At 73.2% G+C, this 22,812-nt stretch carries 23 protein-coding genes; 5 read left to right on the top strand and 18 right to left on the bottom strand.

Features of this window, described 5'->3' with window-relative positions:
• Positions 1–49: 49 nt before the first annotated feature.
• Positions 50–721, bottom strand: coding sequence for a phosphodiesterase (locus FZ046_RS09950; RefSeq protein ID WP_070353539.1), 672 nt, complete (start codon positions 719–721; stop codon positions 50–52).
• Positions 722–830: 109 nt separating this feature from the next.
• Between FZ046_RS09950 and FZ046_RS09945 the strand changes: the two genes are divergently transcribed.
• Both FZ046_RS09945 and FZ046_RS09940 read left to right on the top strand, forming a co-directional pair.
• Complete coding sequence (locus tag FZ046_RS09945) at positions 831–1,025, top strand: hypothetical protein (RefSeq protein ID WP_070353538.1); 195 nt, start codon at positions 831–833, stop codon at positions 1,023–1,025.
• An 88-nt stretch (positions 1,026–1,113) separates the two neighbouring features.
• Entirely contained in the window at positions 1,114–1,953 is an 840-nt protein-coding gene (locus FZ046_RS09940) for a glucose 1-dehydrogenase (protein WP_070353537.1), read from the top strand.
• A 5-nt stretch (positions 1,954–1,958) separates the two neighbouring features.
• Here FZ046_RS09940 and FZ046_RS09935 read toward each other — a convergent pair whose 3' ends face one another.
• The 9 genes from FZ046_RS09935 to FZ046_RS09905 form a co-directional block, all read right to left on the bottom strand.
• The gene (locus FZ046_RS09935) at positions 1,959–3,251 is read right to left on the bottom strand and encodes a UDP-glucose dehydrogenase family protein (RefSeq protein ID WP_070353594.1); all 1,293 of its coding nucleotides are present in this window, start codon (positions 3,249–3,251) and stop codon (positions 1,959–1,961) included.
• Positions 3,251–4,213, bottom strand: coding sequence for a glycosyltransferase family 9 protein (locus tag FZ046_RS09930; protein ID WP_070353536.1), 963 nt, complete (start codon positions 4,211–4,213; stop codon positions 3,251–3,253). The genes FZ046_RS09935 and FZ046_RS09930 overlap by 1 nt, the downstream gene beginning before the upstream one ends.
• Positions 4,204–4,884, bottom strand: coding sequence for an SDR family oxidoreductase (locus FZ046_RS09925; RefSeq protein WP_070353593.1), 681 nt, complete (start codon positions 4,882–4,884; stop codon positions 4,204–4,206). The genes FZ046_RS09930 and FZ046_RS09925 overlap by 10 nt, the downstream gene beginning before the upstream one ends.
• Positions 4,885–4,949: 65 nt before the next feature.
• A complete protein-coding gene (locus FZ046_RS27365; RefSeq protein ID WP_070353535.1) occupies positions 4,950–6,347 on the bottom strand; it encodes a PfkB family carbohydrate kinase in 1,398 nt (465 codons plus the stop codon).
• Complete coding sequence (locus FZ046_RS27360; RefSeq protein ID WP_070353534.1) at positions 6,344–6,913, bottom strand: D-sedoheptulose-7-phosphate isomerase; 570 nt, start codon at positions 6,911–6,913, stop codon at positions 6,344–6,346. The genes FZ046_RS27365 and FZ046_RS27360 overlap by 4 nt, the downstream gene beginning before the upstream one ends.
• Complete coding sequence (locus tag FZ046_RS27355) at positions 6,910–7,929, bottom strand: glycosyltransferase family 9 protein (RefSeq protein WP_070353533.1); 1,020 nt, start codon at positions 7,927–7,929, stop codon at positions 6,910–6,912. The genes FZ046_RS27360 and FZ046_RS27355 overlap by 4 nt, the downstream gene beginning before the upstream one ends.
• Positions 7,926–9,482 carry an HAD-IIIA family hydrolase gene (locus tag FZ046_RS09915; RefSeq protein ID WP_149484238.1) on the bottom strand — a complete coding sequence of 519 codons (1,557 nt, stop codon included), beginning with the start codon at positions 9,480–9,482 and terminating at the stop codon, positions 7,926–7,928. Before FZ046_RS09915 ends, FZ046_RS27355 begins: the two co-directional genes overlap by 4 nt.
• Entirely contained in the window at positions 9,479–11,131 is a 1,653-nt protein-coding gene (locus FZ046_RS09910) for a carbamoyltransferase family protein (RefSeq protein ID WP_070355818.1), read from the bottom strand. The genes FZ046_RS09915 and FZ046_RS09910 overlap by 4 nt, the downstream gene beginning before the upstream one ends.
• On the bottom strand, positions 11,132–12,151 hold the full coding sequence (locus FZ046_RS09905) for an NAD-dependent epimerase/dehydratase family protein (RefSeq protein WP_083298545.1): 1,020 nt from the start codon (positions 12,149–12,151) through the stop codon (positions 11,132–11,134). It lies immediately after the preceding gene.
• Here FZ046_RS09905 and FZ046_RS09900 point away from each other — a divergent pair.
• A complete protein-coding gene (locus FZ046_RS09900) occupies positions 12,150–13,049 on the top strand; it encodes a glycosyltransferase family 2 protein (protein ID WP_070355816.1) in 900 nt (299 codons plus the stop codon). The two genes, FZ046_RS09905 and FZ046_RS09900, sit on opposite strands and share 2 nt — an antisense overlap.
• A gap of 7 nt (positions 13,050–13,056) precedes the next feature.
• On the opposite strand, the gene FZ046_RS09895 is transcribed toward FZ046_RS09900, so the two are convergent.
• The 5 genes from FZ046_RS09895 to FZ046_RS09875 form a co-directional block, all read right to left on the bottom strand.
• Positions 13,057–14,253, bottom strand: a complete 1,197-nt coding sequence (locus FZ046_RS09895) for a glycosyltransferase (RefSeq protein ID WP_070355823.1) — start codon at positions 14,251–14,253, stop codon at positions 13,057–13,059.
• Positions 14,254–14,285: 32 nt separating this feature from the next.
• Positions 14,286–15,269: a glycosyltransferase gene (locus FZ046_RS09890; RefSeq protein ID WP_176749659.1), complete on the bottom strand. Its 984-nt coding sequence runs from the start codon at positions 15,267–15,269 to the stop codon at positions 14,286–14,288.
• A 119-nt stretch (positions 15,270–15,388) separates the two neighbouring features.
• Positions 15,389–16,570 (bottom strand): zinc-dependent alcohol dehydrogenase, encoded by a 1,182-nt coding sequence (locus tag FZ046_RS09885; RefSeq protein WP_070355815.1) that lies wholly within the window; start codon positions 16,568–16,570, stop codon positions 15,389–15,391.
• A gap of 103 nt (positions 16,571–16,673) precedes the next feature.
• Entirely contained in the window at positions 16,674–17,843 is a 1,170-nt protein-coding gene (locus FZ046_RS09880; protein ID WP_070355814.1) for a glycosyltransferase, read from the bottom strand.
• A 125-nt stretch (positions 17,844–17,968) separates the two neighbouring features.
• Positions 17,969–18,736, bottom strand: a complete 768-nt coding sequence (locus tag FZ046_RS09875) for an endonuclease/exonuclease/phosphatase family protein (RefSeq protein ID WP_070355821.1) — start codon at positions 18,734–18,736, stop codon at positions 17,969–17,971.
• Positions 18,737–18,754: 18 nt separating this feature from the next.
• Between FZ046_RS09875 and FZ046_RS09870 the strand changes: the two genes are divergently transcribed.
• Together FZ046_RS09870 and FZ046_RS09865 are read left to right on the top strand one after the other, a co-directional pair.
• Positions 18,755–19,354: a hypothetical protein gene (locus FZ046_RS09870; RefSeq protein WP_070355813.1), complete on the top strand. Its 600-nt coding sequence runs from the start codon at positions 18,755–18,757 to the stop codon at positions 19,352–19,354.
• A gap of 67 nt (positions 19,355–19,421) precedes the next feature.
• Complete coding sequence (locus FZ046_RS09865) at positions 19,422–20,777, top strand: hypothetical protein (RefSeq protein WP_070355820.1); 1,356 nt, start codon at positions 19,422–19,424, stop codon at positions 20,775–20,777.
• 6 nt (positions 20,778–20,783) lie between these two features.
• Here the strand turns inward: FZ046_RS09865 and FZ046_RS09860 are convergent, their stop codons facing one another.
• Genes FZ046_RS09860 through FZ046_RS09850 form a run of 3 tightly spaced genes read right to left on the bottom strand, consistent with a single transcriptional unit; the run spans position 20,784 to position 22,785 of the window.
• Positions 20,784–21,416 (bottom strand): methyltransferase domain-containing protein, encoded by a 633-nt coding sequence (locus tag FZ046_RS09860; RefSeq protein ID WP_070355812.1) that lies wholly within the window; start codon positions 21,414–21,416, stop codon positions 20,784–20,786.
• Between the two features lie 2 nt (positions 21,417–21,418).
• On the bottom strand, positions 21,419–22,096 hold the full coding sequence (locus FZ046_RS09855) for a TIGR04282 family arsenosugar biosynthesis glycosyltransferase (protein WP_070355811.1): 678 nt from the start codon (positions 22,094–22,096) through the stop codon (positions 21,419–21,421).
• Complete coding sequence (locus FZ046_RS09850; RefSeq protein ID WP_070355819.1) at positions 22,093–22,785, bottom strand: glycosyltransferase family 2 protein; 693 nt, start codon at positions 22,783–22,785, stop codon at positions 22,093–22,095. The genes FZ046_RS09855 and FZ046_RS09850 overlap by 4 nt, the downstream gene beginning before the upstream one ends.
• Positions 22,786–22,812: the final 27 nt, after the last annotated feature.

The raw sequence follows: 22,812 nt of genomic DNA, 5'->3' as shown, positions 1-22,812 counted from the left end.
CGCTCCTCGTTCGAAGACTGCGCGGCCACCTACCCGCCAATGCGCGATCTCAAACGTCCGCGTGCCGGCCCTCCCGGCTGCGCCGGTACGCCGCCTCGCGCAGGTCGTTGAGCCAGCCGGGCAGCAACCGCACACCGGGCGCCCGGTTGCGCACCGGGTCGAACGACACGTCGCCGCGCGGCGTCTCGCCGGTCAGCGAGAGCCGGGCCAGCGGCTCGAAGTCGCCGGTGCCGAGCGCCTGCTCGACGTCGATCTCCACCCCGGTCGCTCGAACCTGCGCGGCCACGCCGTCCAACGTCAGCCCGCCACCGTCCATGCGGCTGTCGATCCTCGCCCGCAGCCACCACGTCTGCCCGTCGTGCTCCAGCGGGGCGAGCGTCGAGAACACCGGGCCCTGCCAGGACGTGACCGGCCGCAGGATCGCCCGGCCCAGCAGTCCGCGGTAGACGGTGACGAGCAGGACGTCCCAGTCCGGGCGGCTCGTATCGACCGACGGCACGCGCAGCGCGAGCCCGCCGATGTCCGGCAGCGCGCCGGGCAACCCCACCGCCTTGGAGAACCGCGCGACGACCGGACCGGACACCAGCGGCAACCCGCGGTCCTCGGGCGCGATGCGGTCCACGGTCCCCGAGAGCAGGACGCCGCGCGGATGGAAGATGCGGGCGTGCCGCACCGCGGAACCCCATTCGAATGGCAACGACAGCACGTCGGTCGGCTTCATGGCGGCACGGATGCCCGCACGGCGCTCGCACAAACGACATCGCCCACCGGTGTGTCGCCGCACCGCGGCTGGGTATCCGCGGCGCACCCGGGGGCGAGGAGAAGGACACATGGCAGCACGGGACGGCGCCGCGACGGTCACCGAGTACGGCATCCAGACGCCGAACAGCAAGACGATCCTCATGGTCACCGAGGACCTGGACGAAGCCGAGCGGACGCTCGACCTCATCGGCGAGGGTCGGCTGATCACGCGGGTGGTCAGCTACGGACCGTGGCGCGCACTGGACAACGAATCCGTGGCGTGAGCCCTGCCGCGGCGGGTACCTGTCGAGCGCCCGCGGCCGCACCCCGGCCGCGGCGCGCGAGCACGGGCACATCGACGAGAGGACCCTCATGCCCTTCCCCGACCAGCAGCAGCAACCCCCCGGCGTGCAGTCACTCATGGACCCCACGCCGGACTGCGGCGAACGGAGCTACCGCGGCAACGGCCGGCTGACCGGCAAGAAGACCGTCATCACCGGCGCCGACAGCGGCATCGGCCGCGCGGTCGCCATCGCCTTCGCGCGCGAGGGCGCCGACGTCCTCATCTCCTACCTCGACGAACACGACGACGCCGCCGAGGTCGCGAAGCTGGTGGAGGCCGAGGGGCGCCGCGCGGTGACGGTCGCGGGCGACCTGTCCGATCCGGCGCACTGCCGTGCCGTCATCGCCACCGCCGTCGAGGAATTCGGTCGAGTGGACGTCCTGGTGTCCAACGCGGCGTACCAGATGACCCACGACAGCCTCGACGAGATCAGCGACGAGGAGTGGGACCACACCTTCAAGCTGAACGTCGGCGCCTACTTCCACCTGGTGAAGGCGGCGGTCGGACACATGCCGTCCGGCGGCTCGATCATCGGCAGCTCGTCGGTGAACTCCGACATGCCGTCACCGACGCTCGCGCCGTATGCCGCCACCAAGGCGGCCATCGCGAACTTCTCCGCCAGCCTGGCGCAGCTGCTCGGCGAGAAGGGCATCCGCGTCAACAGCGTTGCGCCCGGGCCGATCTGGACGCCGCTCATCCCGGCGACGATGCCGAGTGAGAAGGTCCAGAACTTCGGCGACGACACCCCGCTCGGCCGGGCCGGGCAGCCCGCCGAACTCGCCGCGGCGTACGTCCTGTTGGCCTCCGACGAGGGCAGCTACATCTCCGGCGCCCGCCTCGCCGTGACCGGCGGGCGACCGGTCCTCTAGCCGGGTCAGTAGCCGGCGGGCCTGCCGTTGCCGAGATAGGTGAGCCCGGCGCGTTCGACGACGTCGCGATCGAGCAGGTTGCGGGTGTCGATCACCACCGCGTCGGGCGCACCCTCGGCGACCGCGGCCCAGTCCAGGTCCCGGAACTCCGGCCACTCGGTGAGCACCACCACCGCGTCGACGGCCTTCATCGCCTGGTAGGGGTCGTCGATGGGCGTGGCCCGGGCGGCCTTCACGATCTCGGGGTCGATGGCCGACAGCCGCGGGTCGAACGCGTGTACCTGGGCACCGGTCTCGGCGAGCCGCAGGCAGACCTCGAGCGCCGGCGAGTCACGGGTGTCGCTGATGCCCGCCTTGAACGTCAGCCCGAGTGCGGCGACCGTGGCCGACTCCCACGGCGCGGTCATGGCACGGCCCAGTGCTGCCACCACCCGGTCGGCCTGCGCCGCGTTGGTCTCCCGGCACGCCCGCACCTCGGCGACGGGCACGTCGACCTGGTGCGCCAGGTGCAGCAGCGCCGCGGTGTCCTTCGGTAGGCAGGAGCCACCCCACCCGGGACCGGGAGCCAGGAACGCCCCGCCGATGCGCGGGTCGGCACCCATGCACGACGTGACGTCGGTGACGTCGGCGTCGAGCGCCGAGGCCAACTGGGCCAGCGAGTTGGCGTAGGAGAGCTTGACGGCGAGGAACGCGTTGCAGGCGTACTTCGCGAGTTCGGCGCTCTCCGGACTCATGCGGAGCACCGGGGCGTCCGCCGTGCCGCACGCGTGCAGCGCGACCTCGGCCTCGGCGTCGCCGAACGCGCCGATGACGACGCGGTCGGGGTGCCGTGAATCGTGCACCGCGTGCCCCTCGCGGAGGAACTCCGGCGTCGAGACCACGCGGATCCCCCGGTGTGCGACGCGTTCGGTGAGGCGCCGGGTGGTGCCGACGGGCACGGTCGACTTGACCGCGATCACCGCATCGGGCGCCAGGACGTCGGCGAGCCGGTCGGCCACCGCGTCGACCGCTCGCAGGTCGGCCGCGCCGTCGGCGCCGCTGGGCGTCGGGACGCAGACGAAGACGACGTCGCGGTCGGCCAGGGCGTCGAACTGGTCGGTGAAGCGCAGCCGGCCCGCGGCCATGCCCGCCCGCATCGCGTCCTCGAGGTCGGGTTCGTCGATCGGCGACAATCCCGCGGTCAGCATCTCCACCCGGGCCTGGTCGGTGTCCACCGACACCGTGTCGACGCCGCGCTCGGCGACGCACACCGCCGTCGTCAGGCCGACGTATCCCGCTCCGACGACACCTGCGCGAATCACGAGCACTCCCTCAACGTTTCGTCGACGGCGTCCAGCACCGTCGTGGTGGAAAGCGCCAGCAACCCCGGGTCGGGGTCGCCGGCGTGGGGGTCGCCGGTACGGCCGGCCCACAGGGCGACGTGGCGACCGGGCCGGCGCGGGCCCCAGTGCGCGGGCGACGTCGGCCCGAACAGCAGCACCGACGGCGTGCCGGTGGCGGTGGCGACGTGACCGACGCCGGTGTCACCGCACACCACCAGCCGGCAGTCGTGGATCAGCGCCACCAGGCCCAGCACGTCGAGCGTCCCGGCCAGCACCGCCGCGGCGGGCAGGCCGGCCCGGCGCGCCACCTCGTGGGTGAGGTCCGCCTCGGCACGGTTGCCGGTGAGCACCACGTCGTGCCCGTCGGCGTGCAGCGCCGCCGCGACGGCGGCGAAGCGCTCGACCGGCCACCGGCGCGAACCGGCCGCCGCCCCCGGATGCACGACGACCAGGCCGCGACCGTCGGGGCCGCCCTCGGGCCGCGCCAGCAGCAGATCGTCGGCGTCGCAACCGATTCCGTACCAGCCGAGCAGCCGGCACCAGCGGTCGACCTCGTGGACGTCGGCGTCCCAGTCCGGGCCGTCGACCTCCGGGTGCGCGGGGTGCCGGTGACTCAGCACCCGTCCGGGCGTCACCGCGCACAGATGATCGAGGCTCTGCGGGCCGCGGCCGTGCAGGTTCACCGCGACGTCGGGGCTCCGGTGCGGCCGGTGGTCGAGATCGCCCAACCCCGCCGCCGGCGCCACCGCGTCGACCGCGCCGGTGAGCAGCGCGAGGTCGCGCAGCGGTGCCGGGGTGGCCAGCACGATGCGGGCCTGCGGCAGGTGCCGGCGCAGCCCGCGCAGCGCCGGCACGCCGGTGAGCAGATCCCCCAGACCGAGGGCCCGCAGCACGTACACCTCGGCGCGTCCGGCGGGAAGGTCCGTACTCAGGGCCACGACGATTCCGTGGCGGCGGCCACCACCAACTCCCGGATCTCGCATCCGGCAGGCTGGGACAGGGCGAAGACGACCGCCTCGGCGACGTTGGCCGGCTCGTTGAGCTTCGCGTCCGGCGGCGGCTTGTACTGGTCGGTGCGGCCGTCGAAGAACGCGGTGTACATGCCGCCGGGAATCAGCAGCGTCACGCCGACCTCGCCGGCGAGTTCGGCGGCCAGCGCCTTGGTGAACCCGACGACGCCGAACTTCGACGCGCAGTACGCGGTGGCGTCGCCGACCGCCTTGATGCCGAGCGTCGACGCGCAGGTGACCACGCGTCCGTGGCTCTGCCGCAGGAAGGGCAGCGCCGAGCGCACCACCGCGGCGGTGCCCAACAGGTTCACGGTGACGACCCGCTCCCACTCCTTGGCGGGCACGTCGTCCAGTGCGCCGCACGCGTCGGTGCCCGCGGCGGTGAACACACCCGTCAGCGGTCCGTCGGCGCGCTCGACGAGGCTGCGCACCGCCGCGTCGACGGTCTCGGTCTCGGACAGGTCGGCGATCTCGTGCGGGACGTCCGCGGCCGGCGCCTTGAGGTCGATCACCAGCGGCGTGCCGCCGTGGCGGAGGACGGCGTCGACGGCCGCCGCACCGAGGCCGGAGGCGCCACCGGTGATCAGGACGTTGCCCAGCGGCGTGGGCGCCGGGGTGTAGTCGCGGGGAGGGAACGTCGGGGTGTTGGCCTGGGGATCGTTCGTCACGAGGAGGACCTTTCGTCGTTGCGCGCCATGGCGATCAGGCGCGAGGAGGAGTAACCGCTGACGGTCGGCACGATGACCACGTCGCCACCGTGCCGTCGGACGACCTCGGCCTCGGGCAGGTCGTCGGCCGCGTAGTCGCCGCCCTTGACCCACACGTCGGGTCGGAGCAGGTCGAGCACGCGGTTGGGAGTGGCGTCGTCGAACACCGTGACGGCGTCGACGCATGCCAGCGCGGCGAGCACCCGGGCCCGGTCCGCCTCGGCCATCACCGGACGGTCGGGGCCCTTCAGGCCGCGCACCGAGTCGTCGGAGTTCACCAGCACCACCAGCGCGTCGCCGAGCTGGCGGGCATGCCGCAGCAGCGAGACGTGCCCGGTGTGCAGCAGGTCGAAGCACCCGCCGGTCGCGACCACCGTTCGGCCGCTCGCCTGCTGGGCGCGCACCCACGCCACCACGTCGGCCTCCGGCATCGCGCCCGTCGCCCCCGCGGCGGCGCTCGACCCGGTGTCCTCGGGGGCGAGGGTGGACACGGCGGCCGCGCCGCCGGCCACCACGAACCGGGCCGCGGCGTCCACGGCGGCGGTCACCGCCGCGTGGGCGTCGGCACCGTCGGCCAGTGCCGCCGCCGCTGCGACGGCGAAGCGGTCCCCGGCTCCGCACGCGTCGGCGGGCGCGGTGCCGACGACGTGGGGTACCTCGACGTGGCGGCGCGGCTGGTCGCGCTCGAACACCCGCGCACCCCGCCGGCCGACCGTGACGCACAGCGCACCGGCCCGCCACTTCTGCCGCATCGCGTCCGGGGACGCGTCGCCGAACAGCTGCCTGGCCTCGTCCTCGTTCGGCGTGACGAGCGCGCATCCCGCGACCGGCGTGCAGCCGCGCGGGTGCGGGTCCCACACCACCGGCACGCGGCCGGCCGCCGATTCCAGCGCCGCGCGCAGCGCGGGAATCGAGGTGACGCCGCGGCCGTAGTCCGCGACGCAGATGGCCCGGGCATCCATCAGCGCGTCGGACACGTCGGCGGGCAACCGGTCCCGCAACACCGTGGCGTCGCCGCGGTCGATGCGCAGCACCGACTGCCCGCGGGCACGCACCCGGGTCTTGGTGACCGTCGACCCCCTCGTCGGCAGGCTCGCGACGGTGACGCCGGCGTCGGACAGCAGCCGCCGCAGGATGCGGCCACCCGAGTCGTCGGCGATGCCGCTGACCAGCACCACGTCGTCGGCGTGGCGGGCCGCGAGCAGCGCCGCGAGTGCCGCACCGCCGGGACGCTGCCACACCCGCTCGGTGTCCACGACGGGCACCGGCGCCTCGGGGCTGAGCCGCGTCGCCGACCCCTCGAGGTCGACGTCGAGGAGCGCGTCGCCGACGACGACCAGCGGTCCCCGGGTCACGGCGCGTCCGCCGTCACCAGGCGGGCGTCGAGTGCCAGGCACAGCGCGTGCACCAGCAGCAGGTGCACCTCCTGCACCGTCGCGGTGGTCGGCGCGTCGACGCACACGGCGTCGTGGCAGGTGCCTTCGAGCGGGTTGGGTGCCGGCCCGGTGAGCGCCCAGGTCGTCATGCCGACCTCGTGGGCGGCCTTCACCGCCGACAGCACGTTGCGGCTCGAGCCGCTGGTGGACAGCGCCACCAGCACGTCGCCCGGCCTGCCGTGGGCGCGCACGCCGCGGGCGAACATCTCGTCCTCGCCGTAGTCGTTGGCGATCGCCGTCAGCGCGGACGTGTCGGCGTGCAACGAGATCGCCGACAGCGGCATGCGCTCGTCGCGGAAGCGACCGACCAGTTCGGCGGTGAGATGCTGTGCCTCGGCGGCACTTCCGCCGTTGCCGCAGGCGAGCAGTCGGCCGCCGGACGTGAGCACGCGGGCGAGGTGTTCACCCCAGGCGTCCACCCGTCCGGCGTCCGCGGCGGTGCGTCCGACGGCGTCGCGGAGTGCCTCGAAGTGAGTTGCGATCATGATTCTCCTCCCCACCGCGCCACCGCGGAAACGACGGCGGCATCGGTGATTCCGTCCAAACAGGGATGGCCCTCGACGGGACAGTCGCGGGCGCGGGTCTCTCGGCACGGCGCGTCCTGGTCGCCCAGGATCGTCACCCGCGGGCCGAAGGGCGCCCACTGCGAGGCGGGCACCACGGGGGCGAACAGCGAGACGATCGGCACGCCCACGGCGGCGGCGAGGTGCGCCGGCCCGGTGTTGGGGGTCACCACCGCGCGGGCGCCGGCAAACACCGCGGCCAGGGCCCCCAGATCGGTGCGGCCACCGAGGTCGACGGCGTGCGTGCCGGCCACCCGGGCCGTGAGATCGCACTCGTCCGGGCCGCCGGTGACGACCACGCGGTGCCCGGCCTCGACGAGTGCGCCCACCATGCGGGCGCTGCGCTCGGCGGTCGGGCGACGGGCCGGGACCGCCGCGCCGGGATGGAAGGCGACGTAGGGCCCCGCGCCCAGCAGCGGCACCACGTCGTCCGGGATGCACTGCGGCACGGCCACTCTCAGGGTGCCGTCGTCGCCGGGTGGCAGTGCGCAGCCGCCCGCCTCGACGAGTGACAGCGCGCGCAGCGGCTCGGCGACACCGGACGGCACGTGGTGACGCAGGTCCAGCAGCGTGCCGGGATAGTCCTCGGAGATGGCGCCGATCCAGCCGACGCCGGCCATCCGCAGCAGCAGCGCCAGCGGCAGCGGCGACTGGTGGAACGACGTCAGGACGTAGGCGTGGGTGGGCGCGATGTCGCCCAAGCGCTTGAGCAGTCCCTCGACGTGGTCGGCGGTCAGCTCCGGCGCGTCGAAGTCCACCCACGGCGCCTGCCACTCGACGACCTCGGCGACGCCGGGCAGGATCTCGGCGGCCGCGCGCCCGCGCGGGCCGGCGAGCAACACCACGTCGCCGTGCGTGGCGGCGACGGCGCGGACCGCGGGCCCGGCGATGAGGACGTCGCCGGCGCTGTCGAGGCGGGCGACGAGGGCGGTGCTCATCGCGCCTCCCGCAGGACGGCGTGCACGGCGTCGGTGATCGTGTCGGCGACCCGGGCACGCGGATGCGCACTCGCCGCGTCGACCTCCTCGGCCCGGGTCCGCGCCGTCGGCACCAGCACTGCTGCCGCACCCGCCGCCAACCCCGCGTTCACGTCACCACCGGTGTCACCGATCATCACGCACCGCTCCGGCGGCACGCCGAGCGCCGCCGCGGCGGCCAGCACCATCCCGGGGCGGGGCTTGCGGCACTCACACCCGTCGGCGTCGTCGTGCACGCAGACCTGCCAGCTGTCGAACGGGCCGAGCTGGGCGTCGACCTCGGCGTTCACCTCGCGCAGCTGATCGGTGGTGATGAGGCCGCGGGCGACGCCGGACTGATTGGTCACGACCGCCACCAGCAGGCCCCGGTCGCGCAGCGCACGCAGCGCCCGCTCGGCGCCGGGCCGCGGCCGGACGCCGTTCGGGTCGTTGAGGAATGGGCCGTCCTCGATGATGGTGTCGTCGCGGTCGAACAGCACGGCGAGCACCGGTTCGGGGGCTGCCGCGCGGTGCATCCACTCCCCCGCCAGCCGGTGCCACACCGCGGCGGGCGGGATGAGCAGCGACGTCAGCGCGATCTGGCCGGCCTGCGCGGGCGTCCGCGGCCCGGCGAGGAAGCGGCGGACGGCGAACTCGCCGAACAGCGCCGCCCACGTCGCCGCCGCCAGCGCGGCCGGGGTGCGGCGCCGGGCCAGCGCGGTGCCCGCCGCGGTGAGCGCGGCCGCGGTGGTGGCGACGTGCGCGGGCAGCCGCCCGCGGCCCTCCCCGACGCGCTCGCGCCAGCCGCGACCGAACTTGCGCCGCATGAGTGCGTTGTCGCGGTTGCCGATCTGCGCGCGGACGCTGCTGAGCGGCGTCGACGCTGCGACCGGATGGGTGCTGGTACGCCGCCCGTCGACGATGCGCGCGCCCCGCGACACCAGGCGCAGGGCGAGGTCGGAATCCTCACGGTAGGCGCGGGGGAAACGGTGGTCGAAGCCGCCGACGGCGACCAGCGCGTCGCGCCGGTAGGCCATGTCGGCGGTGATCCAGCGGGCGTCGGCGAGCCGCAGGGTGCGACGTTCGTCGTCCGTCGCGGGCCGCGCCGTATCGCCGGGGACGACGAGGCGGGCTTGCGAGCCCACCGCACCGGCGGCCTCGGCGGCCTCCAGGTCGGCCGCGAGGCAGGCCAGCCAGTCGCTCCCGGGCAGCACGTCGTCGTCGACGAACGCGACCCACCGGGTGGAACAGGCCCGCCAGCCGGTGTTGCGCGCCGCCGCGGGCCCGCGGCCGCCGCTGCGCAGCACCGTCACCGGGTACTGGGACACCACCGCGAGTTCCGGTTCCGGCACCGGGCGGTCGTCGACGACGAAGATCTGCGCGGGCGCCGGCCCGGTCGCCTCGTCGAGAGCGTCGAGCAGACGCTGCAGCGACGGCCGGCCGATGGTCGGGATGACCACGGTGCAGTCGGCGGCGACGGTCTCGGCTCCGCTCGCCGCGGGGCCGGCCGTGCCGGAATCAGCCGGTCCGGTCACGGCTTCCACACCACGAAGGGTCCGATGGCGAGCAGGTCGATCGGCGAACTGCCCAGGCACTCCAGCGCATCGCGGGGGCTGTCGACCATCGGCCGTCCCGCGGTGTTGAAGCTGGTGTTCACCACCACCGGCACGCCGGTGCGCTCGGCGAACCGGGAGATGGTGGCGTGCAGTGCCGGATGTGACTCGTCGACGGTCTGGATGCGGGCCGTGCCGTCGACGTGGGTCACCGCCGGGATGCGGTCGCGCCACTGCTCGGCGACGTCATGCACGAACAGCATGTACGGGCTGGGAATCGGCCCGCGACTGAAGATCTCGGCCGCACGGTCGGCGAGCACCATCGGTGCGACGGGGCGGAACTGCTCGCGGCCCTTGACGGCGTTGAGCCGCTCCAGGTTCGCCGTCTGCCGGGGATCGGCCAGCAGCGAGCGGCTGCCCAGGGCGCGGGGGCCGAATTCCGCGCGGCCCTGGAACCACCCCACCAGCTTGTTGTCGGCGAGCGCGTCGCCGACGGTCGTCGCGAAATCGGCGGGACGCTCGTAGCGCACCCGCGCGTCGTCGAGGGCGCGGGCGATCTGGTCGTCGCTCCATTCGCGTCCCAGCCGCGCGGTCGGCATCGGCGCGACCGTCTCGCCGAGATCGGTCGCGACTGCCAGCGCGGCACCGAGCGCGGTGCCGGAGTCGCCGGCCGCAGGCTGCACCCACACGTGGGCGAAGTCGCTCTCGGCGTGAATCCTGGTGTTGGCGACGCAGTTCAGCGCGACGCCGCCGGCCAGCGTCAGCCGGTCGGTGTCGACGCGACGACGCAGCCACGCCACCATCTGCAGCAGCACCTCCTCCAGGACGGTCTGCACACTGCACGCGAGATCGGCGTACACCGCCTCCGGGGCGGTGTCGGTGGCGGCCTCGGCCGGCACCGCGGGCCGCGGCGGGGCGAAGGCATGCCAGTCGATCGGCTCGGTGCGGAACCCGCCGTCGTCGGTGGCGTACACCCGCTTGCGCAGCTCGTCGGCGAAGGTGGGCTTGCCGTAGGAGCCCATCGCCATCACCTTGTACTCGTCGCTGGAACGCGCGAACCCCAGATGAGCGGTGAGGTCTTCGTACAGCAGGCCCAGCGAGTGCGGCAGCGACTGCGTCGCGAGGACGTCGAGCTTCTGGTCGCGGTACACCCCGGCCAGCATCGAGGTGCGCTCGCCGCGGCCGTCGACCACCAGCACCGCGGCGTCGGAGTCGGGCGCGGCCAGCGCGGTGGACGCGGCGTGCGCGACGTGGTGGCGGACGTGGCGGACGACGGCCGGGTCCAGTCCCGGCAGCGCGGTCGCCAGGAACCCCGGCGCGCGCTGGGCGTACATCGTGCGCACCCATTCCCAGCGGTTGTCGAGGCCGGGCAGGTCGTCGCTCTCGCCCTCCATGAGCGCCGGGTCGTAGGAGTAACCGACGGCGTCGATCTCCTCCGGGGCGACGCCGGCGTACTCCAGGCACCACTTCGCCGCCGCGGTGGGCAGCTCCCAGGTCGAGAACGGCACGGCCTGCTTGCCGTGCTTGCGCCGGCTGAACCGTTCCTCTTCGGCGGCCGCGACCACCCGGCCGTCGACGACGAGCGCCGCGGCGGGGTCGTGGAAGACGGCGTTGATACCCAGGATTCGCATCTACAGTCCTCCTCCTGCAGGGGTCGCCAACAGCCGGTCGGCCTGGCGGTGGAACCATTCGACGGTGGTGGCCAGTCCCTCGCGGTAGCCGACCAGCGGTCGCCAGCCGAGCTGCTCGGCAGCCAGTCCGATGTCGGGGCAGCGGCGGAACGGGTCGTCGACGACGGCGGGGACGAACTCGATGGGCGAGGCGCTGCCGGCGAGTTCGCGGACCATCTCCGCGATCTCGAGCACGGTGCGCTCCTCCGGGTTGCCGATGTTGACCGGCCCGGTGACATCGGATTCGCCCAAGGCGATCAGCCCGCGCACAGTGTCGTCGACGAAGCACAGCGAGCGCGTCTGGGAACCGTTGCCGGACACCGTGATCGGTTCGCCCAGCAGCGCCTGGCGGCAGAACGTCGGGACGGCCCGGCCGTCGTCGGCGCGCATCCGTGGCCCGTGCGTGTTGAAGATGCGGGCCACGCCGATCGACGTGCCGCGCTCGCGGTGGTGGGCGAAGGCCAGCGCCTCGGCGAAGCGCTTGGCCTCGTCGTACACGCTGCGCGGCCCGATGGGGTTGACGTTGCCCCAGTAGTCCTCCCGTTGCGGGTGCCGCAGCGGATCGCCGTACACCTCGCTGGTGGAGGCCAGCACCAGCCGGGCGCCGTGGCGTTCTGCGTAGTCCAACGCATTCGCCGTCCCCTGCGACCCGGTGCGCAGCGTGGCGGTCGGCATCCGCAGGTAGTCGACCGGGGACGCCGGGGACGCCAGGTGGTAAACGACGTCGGCGGGCTCGTCGAGCAGCTCACCGGGCAGCGGGTCGGCGACGTCGTGGCGCACGAAGCGGTAGCCCGTGCGGTTCGCCAGGCGCATGGCGGCGTCCGGGGCGCTGGTCGAGAGATCGTCGAGGCAGGTGACCTCGACGCCGCGGTCGAGCAGCGCCTCGCACAGGTGGCCGCCGACGAAGCCGCATCCGCCGGTCACCAGGGCGCGCACCGGGCCGTTTCGGCCCGCACCGCGCTGGGTAGCCGCCCCTGCCATGACGCCCGAATCACGCAGTTCGCGAACCTCGTTCGTCATCGCGAGCCGGGACCGCCGCTCGGAGCTGACATCGGTCGTGTCACGCTTGCTCGATACCACTACCTGTCCGATCGTCGTGGTGGACAACGGTTCGGCCGACGACTCCGTCGCGGCCGTCACCCGGCTCGCCGCGACCGCGGCGGGCCGGCTCGAGGTCGTCGCGCTCGACGAGAACCTCGGCGCGGTCGCACGCAACGTCGGCGTGCGACGCTGCGGCACCGAGTTCGTCGCGTTCTGCGACGACGACTCCTGGTGGGAACCGGAGTCGACCGTGCGGGCCGAGGAGGTCTTCGACGCGTACCCGTCGGTGGCCCTGCTGGCGGGGCGGATGACCGTCTGGCCGGGCGAACGCGACGATCCGGTGGTCGCGGCGCTCGCCACCAGCCCGCTGGGCCGCGACCCGGCACTGCCCGGACCGTCGATCCTCGGATTCCTGTCCTGCGGGTCCATCGTCCGCAGCGCGGCGTTCCTGGCCGTCGGCGGCTTCAGCCCGATCCTGCACTTCCGCGGCGAGGAGAGCCTGGTGGCCTGGGACCTGGCAGCGGCCGGCTGCGACCTGTGCTTCACGCCGGAACTGGTGGCGCACCACCAGCCCTCGCCGATACGCCAGACGTCGGCCGCCCAGGCCGCGCGGGTGCTGCGCAACGAGGCGCTGACGACGTGGCTGCGCCGCCCCGCGGACCGGTGTGCGGAGGTCACGGCGCGGCTCGTCCGGGCGGCCGCTTCGGACGGCGAGCACGCGAGGGCGCTCACCGAGGCGCTCCGCCGGCTGCCCGCGGTGACGCGCGGGCGGCGGCGACTGCCCGACCACGTGGAGCGCAGGCTGCGGCTCCTCGAACGTGCGGGCGAGACGGGCTGAGCGGCGCTCACCGCAGCCTCCCGACGGCGGCCAGGGTGCGGTAGACCTCCTCGGTGCCGTCCGCGACGCGGTCCCAGGTGTAGTGCTCGCAGACGCGCCGGCGTCCGGCCGCACCGAAGCGGTCGCGCAACCGGCCGTCCCACAGCAGCGGGCCGATCGCCGCGGCGAGGGCGTTGGCGTCGCGCGGCGGCACCAGCCGTCCGGTGCTGCCGGGGACCACGGTGTCGAGCATGCCGCCGACGGCCGATGCGACGACGGGCACGCCGCACGCCATGGCCTCCAGCGGGACGATGCCGAACGGCTCGTACCAGGGCGTCGCCGCCACGACGTCCGCGGACCGCAGCAGCATCGGCATCTCGTCGCGCGCCACCGAGCCGTAGAGGTGCACCCGGTCGCCGACGCCCTGGGCGGCGGCGAGCCGCTGCAGCCGCATCGCCTCGGCGTCGTCGTCGAGTTCGGATTTGTCCGGGCCGCCGACGATCACCAGCTCGGTGCGCGGCAGCTGTCGCATGGCCCGGATCATCGTGTCGAAGCCCTTGCGCGGCACCATCCGCCCGACGGATACCACGCGGTGCGCCTTGCCCTTCGGCGCCGTGGGGCCGTCGGGGGTGAACTCCTCGACGTCGACGCCGCACGGCACCACCGAGATCCGGTTGGCGGGGCGGCCCATGCGCACCAGTTCGGCGACCTCCTCCGAGCACGTGGCCGCCACCCAGTCGACGCTGCGGGCGATCATCGTCTCCAGCCGGATCCGTTCGTCGGGGCTGGTGTCGGCAGCACCCTGGTGCAGCCGCTTGACGGCACCGAGTGCATGAAAGGTCTGCACGGTGGGGATGCGCAGCGGGTCGGCGGCCGCGAGCGTGGCGAGGCCGGACATCCAGAAGTGGGCGTGCGCGACGTCGGGTCGCCACTGCGTCCACTGGCCGGCGAGGTACTCGCCGAAATCGCCCATGTACTGCGGCATCTCGTCCTTCGCGATCACCTCGGCCGGTCCGGCGGGAACGTGCACCACTGAGTATCCGTCGGCCGTGTCGACGTGCTCGGGCAGCCCGGCGTCGTCCCGCCGGGTGTACACCACCACGTCGTGGCCCAGCCGGGCCAACGCCGCCGACAGCTCGGCCACGGCGACGTTCTGGCCGCCGGCGTCCACGCCGCCGATGTGGGCCAGTGGGCTGGCATGCTCGGAGATCATCGCGATCCTCAGCGCGGTGTCCGTTCTGGCGCTCTCCAGCATCGTCACCTCGATACCTCCTCGATCAGTCGATCCCAGTCGGCGAGGAACCTGTCGACGCCGAAGTGGGTCGTGGCGTAGTCGCGGGCGGCCTTGCCCGCGGTGACGGCGGCGACGTGGTCGGCGACGAAGCCCTCCGCCGCCCAGCCGAGCGTCGGCACGTCGGCGCTGACCACCCCGGCCTCGGGCGGAATCACCAAGGGCGCCATGGTCGACGCCACCGCGACGATCGGCATGCCCAGGAACATCGCCTCAATCAGCGAGAGCCCGAGCGACGTCCACCGTGCCGTGTGCAGATACACCCGGCGGCGCGCGACTTCTCCCAGCAACTCGCGGGTCGGCAGGTCACCGCGCGCGCTCACGCGCGCATTGCGGTGGGGCTCCTCGTCGAGCCGTTCCGACGCAATGCCCCAGACGTCGATGGGCACGTGCCCGCTCAGCGGGCCCAGCAGGTCGGCGCCCACGGTGCGCCAGCGTCGCACCGGCTCGTTCATCATCGTTGCGGCGGCGGCGATCTCGCCGGTGTACAGCGGACCGGGGTCGGGGACCCCGTGGTTGATGACGCGCACCGGCGCCGATCCGTTGTCCCACATGAGGGCGTTGAAGTCGGTGACGTGCACGATGGGGATGTCGCTGTGGTCGGCCAGCGGGTGCCGACTGTCGACCGGGTGCGGGCGCGGCGCGTTGTGTTCCACGAACACGGCGGGTACGTCGACGCCCGGCCGTCGGCCCAACCACTGGGCTGCCAACTCGAGGTCCTCGACCCGCTGCAGCACGACCAGGTCCACATCGCGAAGTCGCAACTCGTCCGGCGTGACCTCGGTGGCGTCGGGCCAGTCCCGGCCGCGCAGTCCGCCGGCACGCGCGTCGCCGGTGAACGGCACGAGATAGTCGTGCCCACCTGCGACGAAGGCCTCGGTCCACGAGCCGTGGACGTGCCAGATCAGCACCGTTCGTGGTGTGGTCGCCGAGGTGCTCGTCGAGGGCATGGCGCGCCGAGTACCCTTCGCGTTTTGACTCAAACGGGATTGGCGAGAAGCGTTTCTCCGGTCCTCGACGTGCGTAAACGCCGCGAGAACACGATGTTTCGCGGCGTCGACGCCCGACGTCACGGCGTCAGCATCACCTTGACCGCGCCGTCGGTCTTCTTCTGGAAGATCTCGTAGGCGTGGGGGGCCTCGTCCAGCGGCAGGACGTGGCTGGCGAAGGTGTCGACGCCGAGCGGATCGGCGTCGGTGAGCAGCGGCATGATGTCGTCCACCCACCGCTTGACGTTGGCCTGCCCCATCCGCAGCGTGATCTGCTTGTCGAACATCGTGAGCATCGGCAGCGGATCGGCTGCGCCGCCGTACACGCCGGACAGCGAGATGGTGCCGCCGCGGCGGACGACGTCGATCGCGGTGTAGAACGCGTCGAGCCGGTCCACGCCGGCCTTCTGCATCATCGGCTTGGCCAGCGCGTCGGGCAACAGAGACGTCACCTGCTGCGCGGTCTTGGCGACCCCGGAACCGTGGGCCTCCATGCCGACGGCGTCGACCACCGAATCCGTGCCGCGACCACCGGTGAGGTCGCGGATCGCATCACCGACACCGACGTCGAGCGCATCGAAGTCGAGCACCTCGATGCCGAAAGCCCGTGTCCGCTCCAGCCTCTCGGGAACGCGGTCGACTCCGATCACGCGGTATCCGAGGTGATGGGCGATGCGCGCGGCCATGTCGCCGATCGGCCCGAGCCCGAGCACGGTCACTGATCCGCCGTCGGGCACGTTGGCGTACGCGACGCCCTGCCACGCGGTGGGCAGCACGTCGGACAGGTACACGAAGCGCGAATCCGGGGGCCCGTCGGGCACCTTGACGTGGGTGAACTGCGCCTGCGGTACGCGCAGGTACTGCGCCTGACCGCCGGGCACCGAACCGTACAGCTCGGAGTAGCCGAAGAGCGCGGCGCCCATCCCCTGGTCGCGCACCTGCGTCGTCTCGCACTGGGTGTAGAGCGTCTGATCGCACATGTAGCAACTGCCGCAAGAGATTTGGAACGGAACCACGATGCGGTCGCCGACCGCGAGGTTGGTCACCGCCGACCCCACCTCGGTGACGACGCCCATCGGTTCGTGCCCGAGGATGTCCCCGGGTTTCATGAACGCCCCGAGCACCTCGTAGAGGTGCAGATCGGATCCGCAGATGTTGGTGGACGTGACCTCGATGATCGCGTCGGTCGGTTCGACGATCTTCGGGTCGGGTACCTCCTCGACCCGAACGTCGCGCTTGCCGTGCCAGGTGACTGCCTTCATCGCATGCTCCCTTCCACTCGAGGGGAACTACCCCACGCCGGGGAGGCGAAACGGTTCGCGGGACACCAGGGCGATCACCGACGAGAGGCGTTGGCTGACAACGTCATCGGGCGGCGGCGGCCACCGGTACGCGTCGTGCTCCGACGGCGGGAACGCCCACCGCGGCCCGGTAGAGGTCGAGCGACTGCACGGCCACCCGCTCCCAGGAATAGCAGGACCGGGCGCGGGTCCGCCCGGAGAGGCCCATGCCGTCACGCAGCACGCCGCCGTGCAGCATCCCCGACAGCGCCTCGCGCAGTCGCGCCGGTGCGCGGGGCGGCACCAGCACACCGGTCACCTCGTGCACGACGACGTCGGCCATGGCACCCGCCTCGGACGCCACCACCGGCACCCCGCACGCCATTGCCTCGATGACGTGCACGGCTTGAGAGTCGTACCAGGACGGATAGGCGAAGGCGTCGGCCGAGCGGAGCACCTCCGCCCGACGGGCCGGCGACAGCGACCCGGTCACCGTGACGTGGGCGGCGCCGTAGTGGGCGGCCATCGCGAGCAGGCGGTTGGCGTCGGCGTCGGTGGCCACGTCCGCGCCGGCCGGACCGCCCACGACCACCAGCTCGGCGTCGGGCAGCTTCGCGACGGCGCAGACGAGATCCTCGAGCCCCTGGTAGGGCAGCAGGTCGTCCACCGCGGTCACGACGCGAAAGCCGGCCGACCGCTCGTCCTTGGCACCGGTCGGTTCGAACACCTCGAGGTCGACGCCGTGCGGCAGCACCGCGGTGCGCGAGCGGGGACACCCCATGCGAATCAATTCGGCGACGTCCTCCGAGCAGGCGGCCGCCACGCGGGTGGCCGACTTCGCGAGCAACCGCTCGAGCCGCGATCGTGCGGGCGGGCCCACGATGCGCGACTGCCGCTGCCCGGTCACGGCACCGAGGCGCGGCAGGGTCTGCACCGTCGGGATCGACGTGCGGTCGGCGGCCAGTTGCGCGGCGACGCCGTGGATCCACCCGTCGGCGTTCACGGCGTCGGGCCGGTCGGTCTCCCACTCCGACGCCAGGAAGCGGGCGAAGTCGTTGAGCACCGGGGCGAGGTCGGCCGCCGTGCGTCCGACCACGCCCGGCATTCGGACGACGCGGTAACCGGCGTCGTCGGCCCGGTCCGGCGTCTCGGCGTCCTGCAGGCAGCCGTAGACGGTGACCTCGGCATCCTGCGACGCAAGTGCCCCCGCCAGTGGCGCCAGGAGGCGCGGAACTCCGACCAGACCCACCCGCATGCCAGCTCCCTTCGACGTGTCCGGGAGGGAAGCCCGCTTCGCCGCGTCGCGAAACGGCGCCGGGAGAAGCGCTTCGCATCTCGTACCGACCACTTCGCCCAACGGACGGGCGCAGCGCCGGTCGGTCAGACGCGTTCGTCCAGGTCGACGACCAGCGGCCGGTGATCGGAGATCGGCATCTCCGGTGCGTCGACCGCGGTCACCCGCAGCCGGCGATCGTCGGTGAGGACGTGGTCGAGCTGGCGCGTCGGCACGTCGGCGGGGAACGTCGGCGCCGCGGCCAGCGGACGCAGCCGCGACCAGCGGGCCACCACGCGCTCGGTCATGTTGAGGTCGCCGACCAGCAGGTGCGGGCCCGGCAGTCCGCGCAGGTCGCGAACCAGCCGCCGCAGCTGCAGCCGGTTCCAGCCCGGCACGAACGAGAGGTGGGTGTTGGCGACCGTCAGCGGCCCGTGCGGGGTGTCGAAGCTGCCGATCACCGCAGCCCGCGGCTCCTCCTCGACCATCATCACGCGGTTGGGGCCGGGGAGGTACATGGGAAAGCGGAACGGGATCCTCGGCATCCGCACGACCTGCCACGTCGAGGCCGGATAGCGGGACAGCAGCGCGATGCCGTAGCCCGCGGTGCCCGGCTGCTCCTCGCCCGTCGCGGCCATCCACGTCGCGCCGGGCGTCCCGGAGATCGCCGCGACGAAGCGGTGGCTGCGCGCGCCCATCGCCTCGGCCGCCACCGCCGTGAGGTCGGCGAGGCCCGACCGCTCCTGGTCCACGTCCACCTCCTGCAGGGCCAGCACGTCCGCGTCGAGGCGGCGGACGCACTCGGCCAGCCGGTCGACGTCGACGCCGTCACCGACCGTCCTGCCGTGCAGGATGTTGAATGTCGCTACGCGCACGGGGTAATGCATACCCACATGACGGACGGTCGTTCACCGGAGGCTGACGAACCCGACGTGCTCGGCCATGCCGACGCGTTACGCAAGGCGCTGCGGCACGCCGCGTCGGCCCTGAAGGCCGATGGGCCGGCGTTCGCGTTGGCGGGGAGCTACGCCCTGTGGGCGTACGGCGCCCCCGAACCGGTGCACGACGCCGACGTGGTGGTCGCCGAGGACGACGTCGATCAGGCGGTCGCCGCACTGGCCGCGGCCGGTTTCGCCATCGAGCGCACCCCCGAGGACTGGCTGTTCAAGGCCACGCTGAACGAAGCGCTCGTCGACGTGCTGCACCGGGTGAACGGCACGCGAGTGGACGCCGGACTCCTCGCGACGGCCGAGGAGCGCGACGTGCTCGCCATCCCCATGCCGGTGCTGCCGCCGACGGTCGTGCTGACCCAGAAGCTGCGTTCACTGCACGAGCACCACTGCGACTTCGCGAAGTTGATGCCGCCCGTGCGGGCGGTGCGCGAGCAGGTCGACTGGGCGCGGGTGCGCGCCGACACCTCGGACAACGACTTCGCGGCCGCCTTCCTCTACCTGCTCGAGCGGCTCGGCGTCGTCGACTCCGAACCGCGCTGACGAGAGCCGGGCGCGCGTCACCGAACCGTCAGACCGGCCCACGAGAACGCCACCTAGGGTGGCAGGCGTGAAGTCCGCCCGCCGCGAGATCGTTGCCGTCGTCGTCGCACTCGCGCTGGTGGTGGCGGCCTTCGCGGTGCCGCACCTGCACCTCGACACCGTCACCCCCCTGATCAACGCGACGCCGCAGCGGTTCCGCGACTTCGCCGGAATGGCACCGATCTTCGGCTGGTGGGAGGTGCACGTCGGGTGGGGCACGGTGCCCGCCGTCGTCATCGGCGTGGCCGCCGTGCTCGTCGGCCAGTCGGTGGCCGCACGGCTGCCCTGGCGGGCGGTGCCGTGGGTGACGTGGGCGACGTCGGCCGCGTGGGCCTTCTCCTTGGCGATGATCGACGGCTGGGAACGCGGCTTCGCCGGCCGGCTCACCGCCCGCCACGAGTACCTGCGCCAGGTGCCCGACATCACCGACATCCCGGAAACCGTCCGCACCTTCTCCGACCGAATTCTGGACTTCCAGCCGAACTCCTGGATCACGCACGTGTCGGGGCATCCGCCCGGCGCGCTGCTCACCTTCGTGTGGCTGGACCGCATCGGGCTGTCCGGCGGCGCCTGGGCCGGTGCGTTGTGCCTGCTCGTCGGCTCGAGTGCCGCCGCGGCCATCGTGGTCGCGGCCCGCGTCCTCGCCGACGAGACCATCGCGCGCCGGGCGGCGCCGTTCGTCGCCGTCGCGCCGACCGCCATCTGGATCGCGGTGTCGGCCGACGGATACTTCGCCGGCGTCGCCGCCTGGGGCATCGCGCTGCTGGCGCTCGCCTCCCGCGGTGCCGTGCGGCTGCCGGTCGTCGCCGCGACGGCTGCCGGGCTGCTGCTGGGCTGGGTGATCTTCCTCAACTACGGCGCGGGTCTGATGGCGCTACCCGCCGTGGCCGTGCTGGCCGGCGCCCCGACGCTGCGCTCGGCCGTGCGGGCGCTGCTGCCTGCGGTGCTGGCCGCCGTGGCGGTGGTCGCGGTGTTCTTCGCGGCGGGCTTCTGGTGGTTCGACGGCTACCACCTGGTCCAGGAGCGTTACTGGCAGGGCATCGCGCTGGACCGGCCGTTCCAGTACTGGGTGTGGGGCAACCTCGCCTCGGTGGTGTGCGCCGTGGGGCTCGGCACCGTCGCGGGCCTGGCCCGGCTGTTCGACGTCGCCGCCCTCAAGCGCCGCGCCGGCCTGCACCTGGTGCTGCTGGGTGCGGTGGCCGCGATCCTGTGCGCCGACCTGAGCATGCTGAGCAAGGCCGAGGTCGAGCGCATCTGGCTGCCGTTCACGGTGTGGTTCGTCGCGGCCGGGGCCCTGCTGCCGCCGCGATCGCAGCGGTGGTGGCTGGCGCTCAACGTGCTGGGCGCACTGCTGCTCAACAGCCTGATCTTCACCAACTGGTAGCGGGTCTCACGCCGCGGCGAGCGTCGCGAGGATGCGGCCGTTCACCGGCTGCACCGCGGAGACGGCGAGGCCGACGTCGTCGCAGAGCTTGCGGGCGCCGTCGAGGCCGACGTTCGCCCAGCGGAACCACGGGCCGATGGTCTTCGACGACTCCAGCCGCACCCAGCGCGTCACGACGCCCTCGGTGTCGGGGTCGAACTCGACGACGCAGCGGCCGCCCGACCGCAGCAGCTCGCCGGCACGCAGCAGCACACGCAGTGGGTCCCCGCCCAGGCCCACGTTGCCGTCGGCCAGCAGCACCGTCGACCAGCGGCCCGCGCCGGGGAGCGGGTCGAAGACGTCGCGGTGCAGCGCAGGCGCACCACGGCGGCGGGCCAGGGTCACCGCGGTGGCGGACTGGTCGACGCCGAGCGCGGGAATGCCGCGGCGCACCAGGTCGGCCACCAGCCGGCCCGGGCCGCAGCCCAGGTCGATCGTGGGGCCGTCGCACAGGTCGACCACGGCGCGGTCGAAGCTGCTGTCGCTGCGCCGCTTGCTGCCCAGCCAGCTGCGTACCGCCAGTCCGTGCACCGAACCGTCGTCGTAGCGGATCCAGCAGCGTTCGCCCGTGAGCGCCCGATCATAGAGATTCCCGAACACCCTTACGTACCTCCTACTGCCGCAACGCTTCTCGTCCGACTTCCCACCGCGCACTCGCGGCCCACCGCAGCCAGGTCGGCGATGGTGTCGATGTCGGCCAGCTCCTCGACCAACGCCGGTGTCACCCCCGCGGCGACCAGCGCTCGCAGGGTCTGCTCGCCGGTGTCCGCCTGAGACATGGGCACGGCGCGCAGGCACTGGGCCACCCGGGGATCGTGCAGGCCGAGCACCCACCAGCCGCCGTCGCGGGCCATGCCGAGGATGGCCGGCTCGGCGAGCAGCGTGCGGGCGCACCGCGTCAGCAGCGGGCCGCTCACCTGCGGAGTGTCCATGCCGATCTGCAGGACGGGGTGACCGGTGGCCGCCGCGGCGTCGGCATGCGCCCCGACGAGCCGCTCGGCGAAGTCCTCGCCACGCTGCTCCACGACCGTGACGTCGGCCAGCCGCGCGCGGATCTCGGCGGACCGGCAGGCACGGTCGAGGTCGCCGGTGAACGCGACGACGCGCCCGGACAGCGACGACGCCAGCACCGCGTCGAGGGTGTCGAGCAGCGCGGCAGCGGCGACGTCGGCGGCGGCCTCGGGCCCGATGGAGGCGGCCAGGCGGGTCTTCGCCAACCCCGGGACGGGCGCCTTGGCGACGACCAGCGCGGTACAGGGAACGTCGTCGGGCGGGTTCACGAGATGGCCCGCCAGAAGTCGACGGACGCGTGGGCGCTGCCGCGCACCGAGCCGCTGACCTTGGACCGGCCGCCCGTGCGCGCGCCGTAGGCCACGTCGCGCTCCACCACGCGCCACCCGGCGGCGGCGGCGCGGACCAGCAGTTCGAGCGGATAGCCCGACCGGCGGTCGACCACCCCGAGGCCGAGGACGGCGTCGCGGCGTGCCACCCGCATCGGCGCGATGTCGTGCACTCCCAGTCCGTGCCGGGTGCGCAACCGCCAGCTCACCGCGGCGGTCCCGAGACGTGCGTGCCACGGCCAGCGCACACCCCGGGCAGGTCGGCGGCGGCCGACGGCCATGTCCGCCCCGCCCTCGACGTCGCGCACCAGGGCCGGCAGGTCGGCGGGGTTCAACGAGCCGTCGCCGTCGATGACGGCGACGAATTCGGTTGCGGCGGCCTCGATTCCGGCGTGCACCGCCGAACCGTAACCCGGAACGGATTCGGCGACCACTCGAGCGCCGTGCCTGCGTGCCACCTCGGCCGTCCCGTCAGTGCTGTTGTTGTCGACGACGAGCGCCTCGTAACCGTCCGGGATGCCGGCCAGGACGCCGGGTAGTGAGTCGGCTTCGTTCATGCACGGCAGCACCACCGTCACCCGACCGTCGCCCACCGGTGGAGGTTTGCCAATCACGCTGATCCGAAACATGGACATCCCTGACGAAACGATGACACG

The organism is Mycolicibacterium grossiae (genome assembly GCF_008329645.1).
GTDB lineage: Bacteria > Actinomycetota > Actinomycetes > Mycobacteriales > Mycobacteriaceae > Mycobacterium > Mycobacterium grossiae.
Note: the sequence above shows the minus strand (reverse complement) of the source record. Positions and strands in the feature narration are given on the sequence as shown.